15 protein-coding genes are annotated in these 20,262 nt (G+C 72.8%); 12 read left to right on the top strand and 3 right to left on the bottom strand.

The genetic code is table 11. The features are described 5' to 3' along the window. Window positions 1–135 precede the first annotated feature (135 nt). From ACVUH9_RS16470 to ACVUH9_RS16420, 11 genes are all read left to right on the top strand, one after another. The gene (locus ACVUH9_RS16470; RefSeq protein ID WP_475758876.1) at window positions 136–1,470 is read left to right on the top strand and encodes an MlaD family protein; all 1,335 of its coding nucleotides are present in this window, start codon (window positions 136–138) and stop codon (window positions 1,468–1,470) included. After that, window positions 1,467–2,927, top strand: coding sequence for an MlaD family protein (locus ACVUH9_RS16465; RefSeq protein WP_475758824.1), 1,461 nt, complete (start codon window positions 1,467–1,469; stop codon window positions 2,925–2,927). Before ACVUH9_RS16470 ends, ACVUH9_RS16465 begins: the two co-directional genes overlap by 4 nt. Beyond that, window positions 2,924–4,387 (top strand): MlaD family protein, encoded by a 1,464-nt coding sequence (locus ACVUH9_RS16460; protein WP_475758821.1) that lies wholly within the window; start codon window positions 2,924–2,926, stop codon window positions 4,385–4,387. The genes ACVUH9_RS16465 and ACVUH9_RS16460 overlap by 4 nt, the downstream gene beginning before the upstream one ends. Beyond that, window positions 4,387–5,916: an MlaD family protein gene (locus ACVUH9_RS16455; protein ID WP_475758819.1), complete on the top strand. Its 1,530-nt coding sequence runs from the start codon at window positions 4,387–4,389 to the stop codon at window positions 5,914–5,916. Before ACVUH9_RS16460 ends, ACVUH9_RS16455 begins: the two co-directional genes overlap by 1 nt. Continuing rightward, window positions 5,913–7,256 (top strand): MlaD family protein, encoded by a 1,344-nt coding sequence (locus tag ACVUH9_RS16450; protein WP_475758817.1) that lies wholly within the window; start codon window positions 5,913–5,915, stop codon window positions 7,254–7,256. The genes ACVUH9_RS16455 and ACVUH9_RS16450 overlap by 4 nt, the downstream gene beginning before the upstream one ends. After that, window positions 7,253–8,752: an MlaD family protein gene (locus ACVUH9_RS16445; protein ID WP_475758815.1), complete on the top strand. Its 1,500-nt coding sequence runs from the start codon at window positions 7,253–7,255 to the stop codon at window positions 8,750–8,752. The genes ACVUH9_RS16450 and ACVUH9_RS16445 overlap by 4 nt, the downstream gene beginning before the upstream one ends. Before the next feature lie 289 nt (window positions 8,753–9,041). Further along, a complete protein-coding gene (locus ACVUH9_RS16440) occupies window positions 9,042–9,929 on the top strand; it encodes a hypothetical protein (RefSeq protein WP_475758813.1) in 888 nt (295 codons plus the stop codon). Between the two features lie 97 nt (window positions 9,930–10,026). After that, complete coding sequence (locus tag ACVUH9_RS16435) at window positions 10,027–10,707, top strand: hypothetical protein (protein WP_475758812.1); 681 nt, start codon at window positions 10,027–10,029, stop codon at window positions 10,705–10,707. Between the two features lie 134 nt (window positions 10,708–10,841). Continuing rightward, entirely contained in the window at window positions 10,842–11,483 is a 642-nt protein-coding gene (locus tag ACVUH9_RS16430) for a hypothetical protein (RefSeq protein ID WP_475758810.1), read from the top strand. A gap of 158 nt (window positions 11,484–11,641) precedes the next feature. Beyond that, window positions 11,642–13,816: a hypothetical protein gene (locus ACVUH9_RS16425; RefSeq protein WP_475758809.1), complete on the top strand. Its 2,175-nt coding sequence runs from the start codon at window positions 11,642–11,644 to the stop codon at window positions 13,814–13,816. 44 nt (window positions 13,817–13,860) lie between these two features. Continuing rightward, window positions 13,861–16,851, top strand: coding sequence for a hypothetical protein (locus ACVUH9_RS16420; RefSeq protein WP_475758807.1), 2,991 nt, complete (start codon window positions 13,861–13,863; stop codon window positions 16,849–16,851). A gap of 87 nt (window positions 16,852–16,938) precedes the next feature. On the opposite strand, the gene ACVUH9_RS16415 is transcribed toward ACVUH9_RS16420, so the two are convergent. Then, a complete protein-coding gene (locus ACVUH9_RS16415) occupies window positions 16,939–17,655 on the bottom strand; it encodes a TetR/AcrR family transcriptional regulator (protein WP_475758805.1) in 717 nt (238 codons plus the stop codon). Between the two features lie 229 nt (window positions 17,656–17,884). Here ACVUH9_RS16415 and ACVUH9_RS16410 point away from each other — a divergent pair, with 229 nt between their 5' ends. Further along, window positions 17,885–18,334 carry a hypothetical protein gene (locus tag ACVUH9_RS16410; RefSeq protein WP_475758804.1) on the top strand — a complete coding sequence of 150 codons (450 nt, stop codon included), beginning with the start codon at window positions 17,885–17,887 and terminating at the stop codon, window positions 18,332–18,334. Between the two features lie 16 nt (window positions 18,335–18,350). Here the strand turns inward: ACVUH9_RS16410 and ACVUH9_RS16405 are convergent, their stop codons facing one another. Both ACVUH9_RS16405 and ACVUH9_RS16400 read right to left on the bottom strand, forming a co-directional pair. Beyond that, on the bottom strand, window positions 18,351–18,986 hold the full coding sequence (locus ACVUH9_RS16405; protein WP_475758802.1) for a response regulator: 636 nt from the start codon (window positions 18,984–18,986) through the stop codon (window positions 18,351–18,353). Continuing rightward, window positions 18,983–20,251: a sensor histidine kinase gene (locus ACVUH9_RS16400; RefSeq protein ID WP_475758800.1), complete on the bottom strand. Its 1,269-nt coding sequence runs from the start codon at window positions 20,249–20,251 to the stop codon at window positions 18,983–18,985. Before ACVUH9_RS16400 ends, ACVUH9_RS16405 begins: the two co-directional genes overlap by 4 nt. Between the last annotated feature and the right edge of the window lie 11 nt (window positions 20,252–20,262).

The raw sequence follows: 20,262 nt of genomic DNA, 5'->3' as shown, positions 1-20,262 counted from the left end.
CATTGATGCGTGCGAGATCGAGTCGCGTGTATGGTCGTCGTGCGTGGTCGTCGATGCGGGCCGCGGAACGAGCTCATGCCGCCGTCTCCCCAACTACGTCGCGCCCGACGCCCAAGCTCCCGCCGGTTGCTGCTGGTGGCTGCGTTCGTGGTCGCCGGCGCGGTCGTCGTCCTGCTGCTCACCCGCGGGAGCGAGCAACGCGAGTACCGGCTCGTGTTCGACAACGCGAGTCAGATCGTCAAGGGCGGGACGGTCCGGATAGGCGGGGTCCAAGCCGGGACCGTCCGCCGGATCTCGTTGACCCGCGATCACCTGGCCGAGCTGCGGATCGCGGTCGACGAGCGCTACGCACCGCTGCGGGCCGGCACCACCGCGACGATCCGCGTCAGCGGCATCGGCAGCGTCGCGGCCCGCTACGTCGATCTCTCCCCGGCTCCGAGCTACCGGCCGGCGCTGCGCGAGGGGGCCCGGATCCCGGTCGATCGGACGACCTCGGTGGTCGAGGTCGACCAGGTCTTCAACACGCTCGATCCACCGACGCGGAAGGGCCTCCAGCGCGCCGTCGCCGGTCTCGCGGCATCGCTCGACGGTCGCGCCGCCGAGGCCAACGAGTCGACCCGTCAGCTGCCGCGCGCGCTGGCGGCCCTGCGTGGCCTGGCGGCGGACGTCAACGCCCAGAGCGCCGACTTCCAGCGTCTGATGGTCGGCACCGGCCAGGCGATGGACGCGCTCGGCCGGGAGCCCGAGCGCCTGACCGGGGCGATCTCCGGCACGCGTGAGACGCTCGACGCGCTGGCGGGCGAGGCCGACGCGCTGCGGACCACCGTCAGCGCCCTGCCGGGAACCCTGTCGGCGGGCAGCGAGGGACTGGCCGCGGTCCGGGGCGCGCTGCCCGACCTCCAGCGCCTGACCGACGCCGCGGAGCGCTCCAGCCGCGACCTGGCGCCGTTCCTGCGGCAGCTGGAGCCGGTCCTCGAGCGGGCCGCGCCGGTCACCGGCCAGCTGCGCCGGACGATCGAGCGGGCCGGGCCGGAGAACGACCTGTTCGACGCGCTCCGCGACCTGCCGGCGTTGGCGGCCGCCACCGACAGCAGCGTCCCGCGAGCGCGTGAGGCGCTGCGCCAGTCGACGCCGATGCTGTCGTTCATCCGCCCCTACGTGCCCGAGCTCGTCGGCTGGATGCGGAGCTTCGGCGGCGCGACGGCGACCTACGACGCCAACGGGCACTACGCCCGCTCGATGCCGATCGTCGACGCGTTCGAGCTGCGCGACGACCCGGCCGGGGGCACGCTGTTGCCGAAGCCGCCGGGCGAGCGCGGACGCAGCGACGCGCTGAGCTACGGCAACCTCCGGCGCTGCCCGGGGACGGCCGGGGCGGCGCCGGCCGACGGGTCGACGCCGTTCGTCGACCAGGGCCCGCTGGCCAACGCCGACTGCGACCCGTCCCAGCGGATCGGAGCCGGCGGATGAGCAGCGTCGACTCGCCCGTCGTCTCCGCTCGCCGCCGGCTCGTCGTGCGGATCGCGGCGCTGCTCGCGCTCTTCGGGCTCGGCGTGCTGCTGGCCGCGGTCGGCGGACGCGCCGCGGACGGGGACGACGGCGCGTACCGGGTGCGGGTGGTCTTCGACAGCGCCAGCTTCCTGATCCCCGGCGAGCAGGTGAAGGTCGCGGGGACGGACGCGGGCACGATCGAGGCGCTCGACCTCGACGCCGACAACAAGGCGGTCGCGATCATCCGGATCACCGACCCCGCGTTCCGGCCGTTCCGGACCGACGCGACCTGCTCGATCGGCCTGCAGACCCTGATCGGGGAGCAGTTCGTGGACTGCAAGCCGACGCAGGGACGGGCCGAGGGCAGTCCGGTACCGCCGGAGCTGCCGCTGATCCGGAGCGGTCCGGGGCAGGGGCAGCACCTGCTGCCGGTCACCCGGACCAGCAGCCCGGTCGGGATCGACCTCGTGACCAACACGTTGCGGCAGCCCGCGCGCGAGCGCCTGCGGCTGCTGATCGCCGAGCTCGGGGCCGGCGTGACGGCCAACGGCGAGACGTTGCGGGCGGCGATCGTCCGCGCCAACCCGGCTCTCCAGCAGGCCGACCGCGTGGTCTCGATCCTCGCCGAGCAGAGCCGCACGATCGACCGTCTGGTGAGCGACACCGACGCGTTGCTGGGGCCGTTGGCCGAGCGCCGGGCGGACCTCGGCGCGTCGGTCGAGCGGATCGCCGACGTCGCCGGGGCCGCCGCCGAGCGCGGGGCCGACCTCGAGCGCAGCGTCGAACGGCTGCCCGGGTTCCTGCGGGAGCTCGAGCCGGCGGCACGGCGGATCGGCGACCTCGCGGACCAGTCCGGGCCGATGGTCGCCGGGCTCTCGGTCAACGCGCCGGCCCTCAGCAGCGCGATCCGCTCGACGGCGCCGTTCGCGCGGGAGGCGACCCCGGCCTTCGCCAGCCTCGGCCGGCTCTCGACGCGCGGACGCACGACGGTGCCGCGGATCCAGTCGCTGGTCGATCGGCTGGCGAGCGTCGGGACGCCGCTCCAGCCGGTCGCGGGCGAGCTGGCGGGGCTGCTGACCAGCCTCGAGCGCGCGGGCGGGATCGAGTCGCTGATGCGGACGCTCTACTTCTACTCGGGGTCGATCAACGGCGCCGACGGCGTCAGCCACTACCTGCGGGCGGCACTCCAGGCCAACGTCTGCATCGACCGCACGTCGACCCAGAACGGCTCGTGCCGGTCGGACATGGGGTCCGGGGGCGAGGTCGACACGGCCGCTGAGACCCGTGGCAAGCTCGTCCGGCAGCTCGCCGCCTCGTCGCCGGTCGCCGCGGCGACGAGGGCGTCGTCGTCGGTGTCCCCCCGCGGCTCGCAGGCGGAGGCGGCCGCCCTCGGCCGCCGGCTCGACGCCCTGCTCGGACCGGGAGCCCGGCGATGAGCGAGCGGATGCCCCGGCGGGGCCGGTCCTCGATTGCCGCCAGCCCGGTCCTGATCGGCGCGGTCAGCGTCCTGATCGCGCTGGTCTCGATCGTGCTCTCCTACAACGCCAACAGCGGCCTGCCGTTCGTCGAGACCTACGACGTGCGGGTCGAGGTCCCGGACGCCGCGGGGCTCGTCGCCGGCAACGACGTCCGCGAGGGCGGCGCCCGGATCGGCCAGCTCGGCGCGATCGAGCCGTTCCGGTCCCGCGACGGCGGCTACGGCGCGGTGCTGGTGCTGAAGCTCGACCGCTCGGCCGGGCCGTTGCCGGAGGACACCCGGCTCGCGGTCCGGCCGCGCTCGCCGCTCGGCCTCCGCTACATCGAGCTGACGCGCGGTCGCTCGCGGCGGACGCTGGACAGCGGAAGCACGATCGCGCTCCGCAACGCGGCGCCGATCCCGGTCGAGTTCGATGACCTGTTCGAGACCTTCGACGCCCCGACCCGCGCCGCGGCGCCGGAGGCGACCGAGGCGATCGGGACCGCGATCGCCGGGCGCGGCGAGGGCCTCAACCGGGCGATCAAGGGGCTGTTGCCGCTGGTCACCCACCTCGAGCCCGCCGCCCGCAACCTGGCCGATCCGCGGACCGGCCTGGGGCAGCTGCTGCCGGCGCTCGGCCGGACCGCCGGTCAGCTGCGCCCGGTGGCGGAGCCCCAGGCGCGGATGTTCACCGCGCTGGCCGGCACCTTCGGCGCGCTCAGCCGGGTACGGACCGAGCTGATGGACAGCATCTCGGCCGCGCCGCGGATGCTGGAGGTCGGTACCGAGCAGCTGCCGCGGCAGGCCCGGTTCATGCGGGCGGCGACCGACCTCTCCCGGCGTCTGCGGCCGGGCGTGACGATGCTCAGCGCCACCGCTCCCGACCTCGACGCCGCGCTGCGGTCCGGGACCCCGGCGCTGCGCCGGCTGCCCGCGCTCAACCAGCGGCTGGAGGGGACGTTCACCGACCTCGACCGCTTCGATCGCGACGATCGCGTCCACGCCGGCCTGCAGACCCTCGCCGGCTCGATGACCGGCCTGCGGCCGCTGACGTCGTTCCTGACGCCGGCCCAGACGGTCTGCAACTACGGCGGGCTGCTGCTGCGCAACCTCGCGAGCAGCTTCTCCGAGGCGGACGCGATCGGCTCGATGATGCGCTTCTCGGTCGTGCTGCCGTCGCAGGTGGCGGGGAGCGAGGCCGGCCCCGCGGCGACGCCTTCCAACGGCCCACAGCCGCCGGTCACGACCGGTGCGCCGGCCGACAACTTCCTCCACAGCAACCCATACCCCAACACCGCCGCGTCGGGCCAGGAGCCCGAATGCGAGGCGGGCAACGAGGGCTACCGCAAGGGCTCGACGCTGATCGGCAACGTCCCCGGCGATCAGGGCCGCCGGGCCGAGCCGACCGGGCGCTTCACCCCCGCGAAGGACGGCCGCTGATGGCGCAGACGCCGAACGGCACCGGGATCGAGCGGATCGACGCGCGCGTCGCCGGAGCGCTGCTGATCGTGGTCGTGCTGGTCGTGGTCTTCTTCGCCTTCACCAAGGCGGTCCCGTTCCAGCAGGACTACCGGGTCCGGGCCGTGATGCAGTCGTCGAACCTGCTGGTTCCGGGAGCACCGGTCCGGATCGCCGGGGTCCGGATCGGCAAGGTCGTCTGGATCGATCGCTACGGGACGAGCGACCTCGCCGAGGTCACGATGCAGATCGACGAGCGCGGCCGGCCGATCCGGCGCGACGCCCAGCTCAAGGTCCGGCCGAAGCTGTTCCTCGAGGGCGCGTTCTACGTCGACCTCCAGCCGGGGACGCCGGGCACGCCCGAGCTGCCCGACCGCGGCGTGATCCCGCTGGCGCACACGGCGGTCCCGGTCCAGCTCGACCAGGCGGTGAGCCCGCTGCGGGCCGGCGTCCGCAAGGACCTCCAGGGGCTCGTCCAGGGGCTCGGCGACGCCGTCGGCTCGCGGCCGACGGCGGAGGAGGACACGACCCTCGACCCGGGCGACCAGGGCATCAGCGGCGGGCAGGCGCTCAACCGGACGCTCGGGTCGAGCCCGCAGGCGCTGCGCGACGGGGCGATCGTGGCCGAGGCGCTGCGGGGCGAGCGGCCCGGCGACCTGACGCGGATGCTCGGGGGGCTCGCGCGGACGATGGACGGGCTGGCGAGCGAGGAGTCGCGGCTGACCGGCCTCGTCCGGGACCTCGACACGACCTTCGGGACGACCGCGCTGCACGCCGCGTCCCTGCGCCAGACGGTCCGCGCCGCGTCCGGCGTCGCGACCCGCGGACGCGCGTCGCTGATCGCCCTGCGCGACGTGCTCCCGCCGACCCAGCGGCTCGCCCGCGAGCTGGCGGTCGGCCTCGACGAGCTGCCGGCGACGATCCGGGCCTCGGGGCCGTGGCTGGACCAGGCGCTGCCGCTGCTCGGCGATCGCGAGCTCGGCGGCCTGGCGCAGGCGCTGGCCCCGGCGACCACGAGCGTGGCTGGACTGACCGGCGAGAGTCGGCGGCTGCTCCCGCAGGTCGAGGCGCTGTCGCGCTGCGGTACCGAGCTGCTGATCCCGGCGTCGCAGGCGAAGCTCGACGACGGCCCGCTCTCGACCGGGATCGAGAACTACAAGGAGCTGTGGCACGCGATGGTCGGCCAGGCGTCCGAGGGGCAGGGCTTCGACGGCAACGGCTCGTTCCTCCGGCTCCAGGCGATCGGTGGCGTCCGCACGCTGCGCAGCGGCAAGACCAACTACTCCGGCCGCTCGATGGTCTCGTCCTCCGCCGTCGACCCGCAGCGGACCGCGCCGGCCTTCACCGCTGTGCCGCCGCCGGTTCGCCGTGACGTCGCCTGCGCCGACAACCCGCGCCCGGACCTCAACGGCCCGGCCTCGCGCGGCCCGGCCGACGGCTCGCGGCCCGACGGAGCGCCGCCGGCCCCGCCGAAGCTGTCGGCCACGCCCCCGGAGGGGTTCCGTCCGTGAAGCGCGCGCTCCGCTTCTACGGCCTCCAGGCCGCGATGGTCGCGATCGCGATCGCGCTCGGCGTGGTCGTCGGGGCCTACATCCTCGGGCAGCAGCGACTGACCCCGCCGGGCTGGGTGCCGCTGGTCGGGCAGGAGCGGTTCGCGCTCAACGCGCGGTTCGCGTCGGCGGCCGGGGTCGAGGCCGGTCAGGGCCAGGCGGTGACGATCTCCGGGATCCGGGTCGGCGAGGTCGCCGGGGTCGAGCTCGACGGGGGCACCGCGCTCGTGCGGCTGCGGATCCAGCCGCGCTTCGCCCGCCGGATCCACCCGGACGCGACGATGCTGCTGCGGCCGAAGACCGGCCTCAAGGACATGGTCGTCGAGCTCGACCCCGGCACCCGCGCCTCCGGTCCCCCGTTGCCGGACGGGGCGACGCTCGGGACCGAGGCGACCAAGCCCGACGTCAACCTCGACGAGGTCCTGGCGATGCTCGACAGCGACACGCGTCAGGCGCTGGCGACCGTCGCCGGCGAGGGTGGCACGGCGCTGCGGGGCGCGGGCGGACGGGCGCTGGCGCAGGACCTGCGGCGGTTCGATCCGCTCGCCCGGCACACGGCCGAGGCGACCCGCTACGTGGCCCGCCGTCCCGAGCAGCTGCGGCGGCTCGTCGGCAACCTCTCGCGGATCGCCGAGGAGCTCGGGGGCCGCGACCAGCAGGTCGCCCGGTTCGTGCGCGCCAACGCCGACGTCTTCCGGCGCCTGGCCGCGCAGAACCAGAACCTCGGGGCGTCGCTGGAACGGCTGCCGGGGGCGCTGGACGCCAGCGACGAGGCGATCGGCAAGCTCGGCCGGCTCTCGCGGACGCTCGACACGGCGGTCCCGCGGCTGCGTCCCGGGGCGCAGGCGCTGCCGGAGGCGCTGCGGACGTTGCGGCCGTTCCTCGACCGGACCGAACCCGTCCTGCGGAACCAGCTGCGTCCGTTCTCGCGGGAGGCGCTGCCGACGGTCCGGGCGCTGGCCCCGGTCGCGGACTCGCTCGCGGCGGCCGCGCCGGATCTGCGCAAGGCGCTCTCGGTCCTCAACGCCCTGACCAACGCGCTCGGCTACGACCCGCCCGGGAACGGGCCCGACGACCAGAGCTACCTCTTCCACCTCGCCTGGGCGAGCCACAACACCAACTCGATGCTCTCGACCCAGGACGGCGTCGGGGCCAGCCGGCGGGCCCTGCTGTACCTGCCGTGCCCGTCGCTCAACCTGCTGACGAAGATCGTGCCGAAGTACAACCCGACGGTCGGCGCGCTGGTCGGGCTGCTCAACCTGCCGGCGCCGGACCAGTGCGGGGCGGGGGCGACCCGGTGATCAAGACCCGTCCCACGATCTGGCAGCTGCTGGTGATGGTGCTCTTCGCCGCCAGCAGCTTCACCGCGCTGCTGTTCCTCTGGACGTCGTTCGGCGGCCCCGTCCCGCTCAAGGCGAAGGGCTACCAGTTCGACGTGCTGATCCCGGAGGCCGCCCAGCTGGCGACCAACGCCGACGTCCGGATCTCGGGGGTCGACGTCGGCCGGGTGGTGGTCCTGAGCCCGGCCGGCAATCGGACCCGGGCGACGATCGAGGTCGATCCGGAGTACGCCCCGATCCCGCGCCGGACGCGGGCGATCCTGCGCTCGAAGACGCTGCTGGGGGAGACCTACGTCGAGCTGGCCCCGGGCCGCGACGTGGCCGGGCCGAACCTGCCCGAGGACGGGGAGCTGCCGGCCTCGGCCGTCGCGCCGACCGTCGAGCTCGACGAGATCCTGCGCGCGCTCGATCCGCGGACCCGACGCAACCTCCAGCGCTACCTCCAGGCGGGCGCACAGGGCCTGCGGGGCCGGGCGGCCGACCTCAGCGTGGCGCTGGGGGAGCTGCCGGGCTTCGTCGACGAGATGGACCAGCTCGCGGGCACCCTCGACGCGCAGCAGGCGGCGGTCCGCCGGGCGATGGCGGGGACGGGCCGGGTCTTCGACGCGATCAGCGCCCGCGACGGCGACCTCCGCGGCCTGGTCACGAGCGGCGAGCGGACCTTCGGAACGCTGGCGGAGCGGGACGGCGAGCTCGCCGACGTCTTCCGTCGGCTGCCGCGCTTCGAGCGCGAGGTCAGCGCGACCCTGCCCCCGCTGACCGCCCTCGCGGAGCGGGCGGCGCCGACGCTGGAGCGGTTGGCGCCCGCCGCCGACGCGCTCACGCCGACGCTGGCGAGCCTGCGCGCCCTGAGCCCCGACCTGCGGCGCCTGATGGAGCGGGTCGGTCCGGTCGTGAGCGCCTCCGAGCGCGGCCTGCCGGCGCTCTCCTCGGTGCTCGACGACCTCCCGCCGGCGCTCGACGATCTCCAGCCGTTCCTGCGGACGCTCGATCCGGCGCTGCGGTACCTCGGCCGCTCGCGCCGGGAGGTCGCCTCGTTCCTCGCCAACGTGACCGCGGCGTCCCAGTACCGGGTCAAGAACATCGAGCGCGGGGGCAGCGACGTCAACCTGGTGCGGATCTCGACGCTGCTCTCGCCCGAGGGCCTGGCCTTCCCGAAGCGTCCGGCCGGGCAGACCCGCCGCAACCCGTACGTCAAGCCCGGGGGGATGGGGCTGCTGGCCTCGGGGCTGGAGGCGTTCACCACCGACGGCTGCGGCAACGGCGACCCGGGGCCGCCGACGTCGTCGAGCCCGGAGGGCATCGCGGGCCTGATCCAGGCCTACGCCTTCCGGACCGGCGGGCGCGACGTGGCCCGCCCGGCCTGCAAGGCCCAGACGCCGCCGGACGGGGGCCCGGCCTACAGCCGGCTGACGGCCGACCCGCCGGTCGTGCTGGAGCGGGCGGGGACGCGGTGATCGTGGGCGCCGCCCGACCGGGTGCCGGGGCACCCCTTGCCGCGGGCCTGGAAGGGTGTGTGACAGCGTATAGCTCGCCTGCACACAGGCGCGAATGTGAGCCAGATCGTCAGCATTCAAGCGCGATTTGCTCGACGTATGGCGTAGAAACGGAGTGCGAGGCGAGCGTGACTTGACGCACACAAGCCTGTGTGGTTGAGTTGCACTCACGGGCGTGTGGACGGTCAGAAGTGACTTCCCTTGAGGTCCCCGTCGCTGCGTCTCGACCCACAAGGAACAGGAGATCCGCATGACCACCCGATTCACCCGCCGCACCCGGCGACTCGCGATCACCGCCGGCGCCGGTGCCGCGCTCGCCCTGGCTTCTGCCGCTCCGGCACTGGCCGGGACCCCAACCGGGCTCTTCACCGACTTCAAGCAGTGTCCGCGGGCGAATCCGGCGGTCGCGTCGTGTCTGCTGAGCGACACGGTCAGCGGCAGCTTCAAGCTGGGCAACAAGTCGGTTCCGATCGACAAGCGGATCCGCGTGCAGGGTGGCTACACCGTGGACTTCAGCACCGGGCAGACGACCTTCTACCCGGCCATCAACGGGGAGACGCTCGAGCGGGTGTCGCTCGAGGTTCCGGGCGGCCTGCTCGGGATCACCCCGCCGAACCTGGTGCCGTGGCCGTTCCGTCACCTGGCGCAGCTCGCGATCGACACGGCCAACGACGTGACTGCGACGCCGGAGCTGGTCGGGCCGGTGAAGTTCGACTTCGTCAACTTCTTCACGGGCTCGAACGGCATGGTCATGCAGCTGCCGCTGCGGATCAAGTTGAGCAACCCGTTCCTGGGGGGCAGCTGCTACATCGGCGGGGCCGGTGATCCGCTGACCCTCAACGTGACGTCCGGTACGACGTCGCCGCCGGCTGGTGTCCCGCCGATGACCGGCACGCAGGGCACGGTCACGTCGGAGGACCCGGACGGCAACCTCTTCCTCGTCTCCGGCGTGTCGTTCGTCGACAACACCTTCCGCGCGCCGGTGGCCCACAACTGTGGCGGCATCGTCAGCCAGCTGATCATCACGCCGATCGTGAACGCGATGATCGGCCTGTCGGCGAACCCGGGCGTGAGCTCGGCTCGGATGGACGGCTCCGCCCGCGTCGCGACGGCCGCTGCCGTCACCGCGAGCGAGTAGTAGACCCCTTTCCCACCGGTTGTTGCCCCGCTCTATCAGATCGGAGCGGGGCTCCGGGTGGGAACGAAGTGCAATTCAAAAAAAGAGGAGTAGATAGATGCGTATCAAGAAGTCAATCCTCGTCGCGGGTAGCGCGGCGTTGGTCATGGGCATCAGCGCCGCGTCCGCGTCGGCGACCCCGGTGCAGATTACTTGGGAGGGAAGCCCCGGGACGTCGGTGCCGGAGGGCACGACGTTCGAGGCCACGGCCACGAACGGCAAGCTGGTGGACTACACGACGGGCAACACGGCCGCGACCTGCACGACCGTGACCGCTACGGGCATCGTCACGCGGCTCAGCGGCGTCGACGAGCTGCGGGTGAACGCCCTCTCGTTCGTCGGCTGCAGCTCGCCGATCATCGGCCCGTTCTCGGTCGCCACCTCGGGTCTGCCGTGGTACTTCAGCGCTACTAAGCCTGCTGGCGCCAACGGCTTCCCGGCGTCCATGACTAACTGGTCGACGGCGGGGGCCTCGATCACCTCGTCGCTCGGGTGCACGACGAGCTACTCCGTGCCGAGCTCGCCGACCGGTTTCTTCGTGAACAACACGGCGGCAACGCCGGCAGCGCCCCCGGTCCCGGCCAAGGGTTCCGTGGTCAAGGGCATCAAGGCGGGCCCCCTGAACAAGGCGGCCGGCGGCTGCGCGCTCCCGGCCGTTGCTGGCATTTCGGGTGACATCACGATTACTAAGGTCAACGGCGCCGCCGTCACGACGGCGACCAACTTCTGGGCCTCGTAGGTGGAACCCGTGGTGCGCGTCGATCGCTCGTGATCGAGTCGTGATTGAAGTGTGGGCGCCCGCTGGGCGCCCACACGCGGTGTTTGTGGGATGGCTGCCGGTTGGCCGCCTGATTTGCCGGAGGAGAGAGGAATATGCGTATACAGATGGGTGTTGTTGCGGGTGGCGTGGCATCGATGCTTGGTCTCGGGGTGGCATCGGCGTCGGCAACACCGGCCGAGATCTCGTTCGAGGTGAGTGGCGCTCCGGTGCCCGCGGGGACGACCTTCGAGGCCACCGCGCCTAACGTCACGATCGTCGAAAGCGCGGGAGGCGCCAGGTTCGCGACCTGTACGGCGGCGACGGCTACGGGTGAGGTCGTACGGTCGGCCGGGCCCGAGCTCAAGGTGACGAGCGTGACGTTCACCGGCTGCCGAGCGCTGCTCATCGGCCCGTTCTCGCTCGTCGTCGGTGGCTTGCCGTGGCGTTTCGGGGCGACCAGTCCAGCCGCTCCGAGTGGCTTCCCGGCGCATATGGTGAACTGGTCGACGGCCGGGGTGGCGGTGACCTCTGCCCTCGGGTGCGCGACGGGCTACCAGGCACCGAGCTCGCCGTCCGGGTTCTTCGTGAAGAACGTCTCGGGAGGCTCCCAGGTCAAGGCGGTGTTGGCGGGACCGTTCAACAAGTCCCTCGGGGGCTGCGCTCTCCCGGCCGTCGTGGCCCTCACGGCAGACGCGCAGATCACCAAGGTCGATGGCCTTGCGGTGACGGCCGCGACGAACTTCTGGGCGTCGTAGGTGTCTCGTCGAGCGTGTCAGCCGATCGGTGTTCGTGGCCTCGGTGCTACTCCAGGGTCGGACAGCATGGCGAATGTGGAGATGGCGCCCGCACGGCGGTCGCGAACGAGTCGTCGAAGGGGAGTTGAGGCGTGATGCGTCGCATGGCGTTGTGTAGCGTGACCCTGCTCGTGGCGTTGGCGCCCGGGCAGGCCGAGGCCGCCGGTCCACCCGACGGGAGAGCGTTCGAGTTGGTCAGTCGCGGGGCGACCAACGGGCGTGCCGTCGATGGCGTCTTCCCTCAGGCGCCGGTCGCCATCGACGACGAGCGGTTCCTCTGGGGCAGCTACGCCGAAGGACTGGGAGATGGCCGTACGGGTGCCGGACGCTGGTTCTTGAGCGAGCGCACGGCTGGCGGCTGGCGGTCCTCGCCGCTGCACAGCCCCAGCGCGCCCGGCAAGAACGGCGGCGTCGAGGTCGCCATCGATGCGACAAGCGACGCGCAGACGACGGTGATGGAGGTGCAGCCAGGCACGGCCTTCGGGCCGAGTGCCTACAACCCGGGATTCCAGCTGCTGAGGCGTGCACCCTCCGGCGAGATCGGGCGCGTCGCGGGAATCACGGGGGCGCAGTACGACAACGGCAACGGCGAGTCGCTCGAGTACGGGGCGATGAGCGCCGACGGCGGGACGATCGTCTACCGCAGCACCGTAGGGCCCGACGGCGAGCCGGTCGGGTACCCGCAGGTGTACCGGTGGAAGCAGAGCGGGGCGGTGACACCGGTTGGAGTGACCGAGGACGGGCAGCCGCTGAGCGCCTGCGGCGCGGCTCTGGCGAGGAGCAGCGGTGAGGCGTTGCCGATCGTCTCGGTCAACCCGAACAGCCTCTCGGCCGACGGTGCGACGGCGTTCGTACAGAGCCCGCCGGTCGGGGCGAGTTGCCCCGAGCCGTCGCAGGTCTACGCCCGCCGCGGGATAGAGACGATTCGCGTATCGGCTCCCGCCGACGGCGTGGCCGAGCCCGATCGGCCGGTCTCCTTCGTGGGGGCATCCGCCGACGGGAACACGGCCTACCTGGTGACCGACGGTGCGCTGACGTCCGACGATCTCGACACCACGCCGGACCTCTATCGCGCGGGAATCGGCACGGAGAGCCGCACCAGCCTCGCGTGCGTGACCTGCGGGAGCAGCATGACCCTCTACACGCCGCAGGCCGCGGCGAATCAGTCGATCGCGGTGTCACCGCTGGCCGATCACGTCTACCTGATGATGGACAGCGGAATCGCCCACGGACTGTACGTCTACGACGGCCAGACGATCGAGCCGGTGGACCCGGACGTTCCGGGCGTGATCGGGCTCGCAAAAAACGCGCAGTTCCAGATGACATTGGACGGAACGGCGGTCGTCTACAGTCGGGCCCCGAGCTCGGCGGCCGCGGCGATCATGCAGCTGCACGTGGCGAGGACGGCCGACAACGCGGCGCCGATGGCCCCGCAGTGCGTCTCCTGCGGGAGCGGTGCGGGCCTGATCACCTACGCGACCTTGAGCAGCTTGGGAGCCAGCGGCGCCGAGGTGGCGCGGAACGCGTACGGCCTCGCGGGACGCCGCGGTTCGATCTCGGAGGACGGCCGGACCGTCGCCTTCTCCACGCAGAACAAGCTCACGGAGGATGCGGTCGAGGGCTACACCACGAACCGCGCGAACGCGTACCGCTGGCGCGACGGTGCCGGCCTCGCGCTGGTGGTCTCCGGAGCGACCTCGCACAACACACCGGTGCTGGTGAGTCCGTCCGGGAAGACGATCTTCCTGACCTCGGACGACCCGCTGGCTTCCGATTCGTTCGGCGTCAGCGAGCGCCAGTGGTTCGCGGCACGGATCGGGGGTGGGTTCACGATCGATCCGCCTCCCACGCCGTGTGAGGGAGAGGGCTGTCGCGGTCCGGGCATGCCGCCTCCCGGCGATCCGCTCGTCGGGAGCTCGGGTCCGGCCGCCCTTGGTAACGCGATCCCGTCGGTGACGCCGGCCCAGCCGACGCTCCGCGTGACGAAGCCGTCGGCGGCGCAGCGGCGCACGCTCGCGCGCAGCGGACGGCTGCGGCTGAGCGTCGCCGTGCAGGGGGGCGGGCCCGTGACGGTCCGGGGCACGGCCCGAGTCGGGGGCAAGACGCGGACGGCGCTGCAAGGCAGCGCGACCGCCGTTGGCACGGAATCGAAGATCCGACCGCTGCTGCGGCTGACGAGCGGCGCACGCCGCGAGCTGCGGTCGCGGAAACGACTCTCGATCCGCGTCTCCGTGTCGTTGGCCGGGGCGCGAACCCAGCGGCTGACGTTGGTCCTGGTCGGGGGGCGACGCTGATGCGCCCCGCCGGTCGTACTCCCAAGACGAGAAGGGCGCTGGTCGTGAACCGCAACTCCGTTCGGCGGCTGCTGCCGACCCTGCTGGCTGCCGTCGCCACGTTGGCCCTCTCCGCCGGTCCGGCCTCGGCCGAGGGACTGATCGGGGGCTTCTCCGCGACGCCGCAGTCGCTCCTGGCCGGCGCCCACGGCGATCTGGCGCTGAACCTCGATCCCGCTCGGGACGAGGGCGGGCAGGAGCCGAGGGGCATGATGCGGACGGTCGACCTCGAGCTGCCTCCGGGCATGGTCGGGAATCCTCAGCTGCCCGTCTGCTCGTTGCCGCGCCTACGGCAGAACGTCTGCCCCGAGTCGACCCAGGTCGGCGTGGTGCGGTTCGACATCGCGTATTGGGTCTTCACGCTCCCGTACTCCGGCCCGATCTACAACGTCGAACGTCGCCCGGGAACGATCGCACGCCTCGCCTTCTCCGCTCAAGGAAACAGCACCCCGACGATCGACTTCGAAGTGCGGGAGGACGGGGACTACGGGATCACGGCGGTGCTCGCCAACATGCCGTCGGCGCTCCCGATCGTGAACGTCCAGGCGAAGCTGTGGGGCGTGCCGGCGGATCCGTCGCACGACAACCAGCGGGTCAGCGAGGGCGACGACGTCTACACCTACCGCTGCATCGGACTCGACGGGCCGACGGGCGAGCTCTGCCCCAGCACGCAGCCGCGACGTCCGTTCCTGACCAATCCGACGCGGTGTGGCGTCGCGCAACCGATCACGGCACGGGTCGATGCCTGGCAGGACCCGGGCGTCTTCTCGACCGCCCTCTCGGAGCCGATGACGTTCGAGGGCTGCGACGCGGTCCCGTTCGATCCGTCGCTGTCGGTCCGGCCCGATTCGGCGGCGGCCGGTTCGCCGGCCGGGTTCGACGTCGACCTCCGGATCCCGCGCGAGGGCGACGAGGACCCCGACGGCCGTTCGGCGTCGGCGATGCGGACCGCGTCGGTGACGCTGCCCGAGGGGGTGGCGATCTCGCCGTCCGCGGCCGACGGCCTGACGGCCTGCTCCGACGAGCAACTCGGGTTCGGGACCCGCAACGCGCCGGCCTGCCCGGACAGCGCCAAGGTCGGCACCGTCAGCGTCAACAGCCCGGTCGTCGACGAGCCGCTGACCGGCGCGCTCTACATCGGCGAGCAACGGTCCGGCGACCCGCAGTCCGGCGAGATGTACCGGCTGCTGCTCGTCGCCGAGGGCTCCGGCGTCCGGGTCAAGCTCCACGGGTCGATCAAGGCCGATCCGAAGACGGGGCAGCTGACGACCACCTTCGAGGACAACCCCGAGCTGCCGTTCGACCGGATGCAGCTGCGGTTCATGGGCGGCGACCGCGCCCCGCTGACCAACCCGCCGACCTGTGGCGAGCACACCACCAAGTACACGATCAGCTCGTGGTCGGGCAAGACGGTCGAGGGGAGCGACAGCTTCACCACCGATCGGGACTGCTCGACCGGCCGCTTCGCGCCGCGCTTCGAGGCCGGAACCTTGAACCCGGCGGCGGGCAGCTTCTCGCCGTTCACGTTCACCGTCCGCCGCGACGCGAACGACCAGCCGCTGGCCGGGATCGCGGTCGACCTGCCCTCCGGTCTGCTGGCCGCGCTCGGCAGCGTGCCGTTGTGCCCCGAGGCCCAGGCGGCCGCCGGCACCTGCGGCGCGGAGTCGCACGTCGGGCGCACGACGATCTCGGCCGGAGCGGGAGCGCATCCGTTCTCGCTCGGCGGCGACGTCTCGCTCGGCGGGCCCTACAAGGGCGCGCCGTTCTCGCTCTCGATCGTGGTCGACGCCAAGGCGGGGCCGTTCGACCTGGGCAAGGTCGTCGTCCGCTCGCCGCTGACCGTCGACGCGGGCAACGCCAAGGCGAGTGCGCCGGCCGATCCGCTGCCGACGATCCTCGGCGGCGTGCCGCTCAACGTCCGGGCGGTCAGCATCACGCTCGACCGACCGGGCTTCACGTTCAACGCGACCGACTGCACCCCGCGGGCGGTGACGGCGCGGTTCACCAGCCTCGCGGGGGCGACCGCCCACGCCAGCGTCCCCTATCAGGCCAGCGGCTGCGCGAACCTGCCGCTCGACCCGAAGCTGGCGATGCGGTTCACGGGCGGCCGGGCCGAACTGCAGAAGCTGAGGAATCCCGGGCTCGAGGCGGAGATGAGTCAGACCCCGGGCCAGAGCGGCCTGAAGACCGTTCGGGTGACGCTGCCGGCGGGGGTCGGGCTCGACATCCGCCACACCAAGGACGACCGGATCTGCATGCCGGAACAGGCTGCTGCTCGGGCCTGCCCGGCGTCGGCGATCGTCGGTGAGGTCGAGGCGGAGACGGTCGCGCTCCACCAACCGCTCAAGGGGACGATCTACATCGTCAAGAGCACCCGCACGCTGCCCGACGGTCGGGTCCTGACCGTGCTGCCCAAGCTCTACATGAAGCTCGACGGCGAGGGCGTTCCGCTCGACCTGTACGGCGACACCTCGTTCGCCGACTCGGCTGGGCAGCTGACGACGACGTTCAACGCGGTCCCCGACGCGCCGATCCGACGGATGCACCTGAAGATCGACGGCGGGAGCCGCGGGATCCTGCGGTCGAACACCGACGTCTGCGCGTCGTCGAAGGGGACCCGGGTCACCTACGACGGGCAGAACGGCGCGCGGCGGACCCGGACGTTGCACGTCGCGGCCCCCGACTGCCGTCCGGCGATCGCCGAGGCCAAGGTCGGGCCGACGGCGGTGACGGTGCGGGTCAGCGGCATCGGCGGCGGCAAGCTGAGCGTCAAGGGCGGCGGCCTGCGGGCCGCCTCGCGTCGGATCAGCCAGTCGGACGCGGCGACGCTCAAGCCACGGCTGAGCGCGGCGGCCCGTCGTGCGTTGTCGCGCGGCAAGGCGGTCAAGATCGGCCTGACGGTGACCTACGTACCGCAGGCGGCCGGGCAGAAGACGGTCAGGCTGCGCAAGACGGTCACGGCGAAGCCGGCCAAGCGAGCGAAGCGGTCCCGCTGAGCGGACCGTAGGGCGATCGGTTGAGGTTGGCGTGCGTGCAACGCACGCAACCTCAACCGGCCGGTCGTGCGTCCCGCGCTCGCCGTCCTACGCCGGGTGGGGCGTGTCGAGCGGGTCGCGCTCGGGCCTGCGCCGCTGGATCTGGTCGCGCATCTGGTTGGCGGTGTCGTACCCGATGTACGGCAACGCCAGCGCATGGACCAGGTCGGGGACCAGCGCCACGAGGGTGGCGGTCTCGCCGCGGACGACCCGGGTGTAGAGGACCTCGTAGAGGCCGCCGATGATCGTCTCCGCGGTCAGCGGGGCGATGTTGGTCACGCCCGGGAGCTCTTCGATGGCCTGGCGCAGCAGGTCGGCGAGGAAGGCCATCGTCTGGTTGCGCCGGGCGATCGCCTCCGGGCCGGCCGCCAGCACCTCGACCAGGCCCATCTCGGCCCGGGCCGGATCCTCGGCGACGAACTCGACCAGCGCGGTCGCGCAGGCGACCGCCCGATCGGTCGGATCGGCGGCGCTGTCGTAGGCGGCCTGGACCGTCTCCCGCAGCTGCTCGGTGACCCGGTCGAAGCACTCGAGGAAGACCGTCTCCTTGTTGGGGAAGTAGTCGTAGAACGTGCGCCGGGAGATCCCCGCGGTGCTGATGATGTCCTCGACCGACATCGGGCCGTAGCCGGCGATGCTGCTGATGTCGATCACGGCCCGGAAGATCCGGTCGTGCTGATTCCGAACGACCGCCTCCCGGGGAATTCCGTGCCGACCCGCCGGGAGCTGGTCTGCGCGGCGCCCGTGGCCAGGACTGTTGCTCACGACTGTCGATAGTACCGACTCGGCCGGCTGTCCATCCGGCCTCGGCGGCGGTGCCCGGCCCGTGCCGGCGTCGTGGCTGACACCGTGTCGAACGACCGTCCTCGCGGCGGACTCGTGGCTCTGGACGACAAATGGCCTACGTCGTATTCGTTGGGTGTATACCTACGCGAAGTAGGAAGCAAGCGCGCTGGCGCCCGGGCCAGCGTAACCAGGGGAGGGACAGTGAGCCATGAAGCAGCACCATGACCGGATCGCCGCCGGCCTCGACGGGCCGCTCGATGTGTGGGCGGCGGCGTTCGTCGGCGGCGAGACCTGGCGGACATCGCTCCGCGACGGGATGGCCGCGATGGCCGATGTCGCGCGGACGGACCCCGACGCGGTGCGGCGGTGCCCGCTGCTCGGCGCGACCGTCGCCGGCGAGCGTTCGCCGGCCCTGCGCGAGGGACGTGAGCGGGCGCGCGAGCGGGTCCTCGCGCTGATGCGCGAGCAGTGGGACCGGTGCTGCTCCGCGCCGGCGCCGGGGGTCTACTTCGAGGTCTTCGTCGGCGAGATGTGCGCGCTGGTGCAGCGCAGCCTCGACCGTGACGAGGGCTACGAGGACCTGCCGGAGGTGGCGGTCGCGATGTGGGGTCCGGGCGGCGACGGCCCGTCCGTCAAGTCGCAGACGGTCGCGGCGTAGTCCGCCTCAGCCGAGCTCAGCGTCGGATCAGGCCCTGGGCCGCAGCCGTGGCGACGGCGGCGGTCCGGGAGTCGACCCGGAGCTTGGCGTAGACGTGGACGAGGTGGGACTTGACCGTGGCCTGGCTGAGGAACAGCCGCTTGCTGATCTGCTGGTTCGAGAGTCCGTCGGCCACGAGCTGCAGGACCTCGGTCTCTCGCGGGCTGAGCGCGCTGCCGCGATCGCGGAGCCGGCCCATCAGCCGATGGGCGACGGCCGGCGCCAGCGCGGACTGGCCGGCGGCGGCCGTGCGGATCGCCTGGGCGAGCTCGTCGGGGGCGGTGTCCTTCAGCAGGTAGCCGCTGGCGCCGGCCTCGATCGCGGCGAGGATGTCGACGTCGGTGTCGTAGGTGGTCAGGACCAGTACCCGCGGTCCGTCCGGGTTCGCGGTGATCGCGGCGGTGGCCTCCGCTCCGTGCATCCCGCCGCGGAACTGCAGGTCCATCAGCACGACGTCGATCCCGCCCTCGGCGGCCCGCGAGATCGCCTCCTCGGCGGTCGCCGCTTCGGCGACCACGCGCAGGTCCGGCTCGGTCTCGAGCACGGCGCGCAAGCCGGCCCGGACGACGGTGTGGTCGTCGGCGAGCAGCAGGCGGATCGGGTCGTCGCTCATGCGGGTGTGGGTCCGGGCTCGTTGGCGTCGTCCCGGAGAGCGCGGCCGTCGCCGGGCTGGTCGAGCCCGAGCTCGTCGGCATCGTCGCGGGCGCGGGGGAGGAGGACCGCGACCGCGGTTCCCTGCCCCGGAGCGGACTCGACGCTGAACGTGCCGCCAAGGGCCCGGACCCGAGCGCGGATCGTGCCGAGCCCGAAGCCACCGTCGCGGTCGACCGGGGCGACGTGGTCGGGGTCGAAGCCGATGCCGTCGTCGATCACGTCGAGCGCGACGTCCTCGTCCATGTAGCTGAGCGTGACCGTCACCCGCTCGGCGCGGGCGTGCTGGACGCCGTTGGCCAGGGCCGATTGGGCGATCCGCAGCAGCGCGGCCTCGTACGGGGTGGCGACCGGGAACGGGTCGCCGCTGAGGTGGAGCTCGACGATCAGTCCGGAGCGGTCGGCGGTCGTGGCGCAGAGTCGTTCGAGGGCGGCGGGCAACGAGCCGCGCTCGAGGTCGGGCGGGGTCAGCGCGTGGACGAAGCGGCGGGCCTCGGCGAGGTTCTCCTGGGCGGCCTCGCGGGCGAGTCGGACGTGGCCGGCGGCGGCCTCGGGCGTCCCGGGCAACGCCCGCTCGGCCGCCCGCAGCAGCAGCTGGATGCTGGTCAGGCCCTGGGCGAGGGTGTCGTGGATCTCGCGCGCGAGCCGCTCGCGCTCAGCGGCGACCCCGGCCCGGTGCTCGGTCACGGCCAGCTCGCCACGGGTCGCGTCGAGCTGCTCGATCAGCCGACGTCGCTGCTCGCTCTCGCGATAGAGCGCCTGGTACCCGAGCACGGCGGCGATCGCGACCGCCGCCCCGATGGTCGGGCCGATCACCGCTGCGGCCGTGAACGCGTCGCGGTGGGCCGCGAAGGCCGCGACCGCGACGACCGTGGTCGCGAGCACGGCGGCGACGCCCGCGCGCGCCGGAAGCAGGTGCAGCTGGACCAGGAACAGGGGGAAGGCGAGCCAGGTGCCGTCGGGGGTGAGGGCCACGAGTACCAGCCAGACACCGCAGAGGAGGGCCAACCAGGCGAGCCGGGCGGTCGGGGAGCGGCGCACGCGGGCGAGTCCCGTTCCGCCGGCGTAGACGGCGGCCAGCACCGCCGTGGTGGCGACGATCGCCGACGCGTTCGCGGCGTCGTCGGCGACGGCGCGGCCCGCGACCAGCAGCAGCAACGCCGCCACCAGCAGGTGCAGGCCGAGGCGCAGGGCGCGCAGCGTCGGGGTCCCTGCGGAAGCGTTCACGACAGCTACAC

This window comes from Patulibacter ginsengiterrae (assembly GCF_056269115.1).
This window is presented reverse-complemented; position numbering and strand designations above follow the sequence as displayed.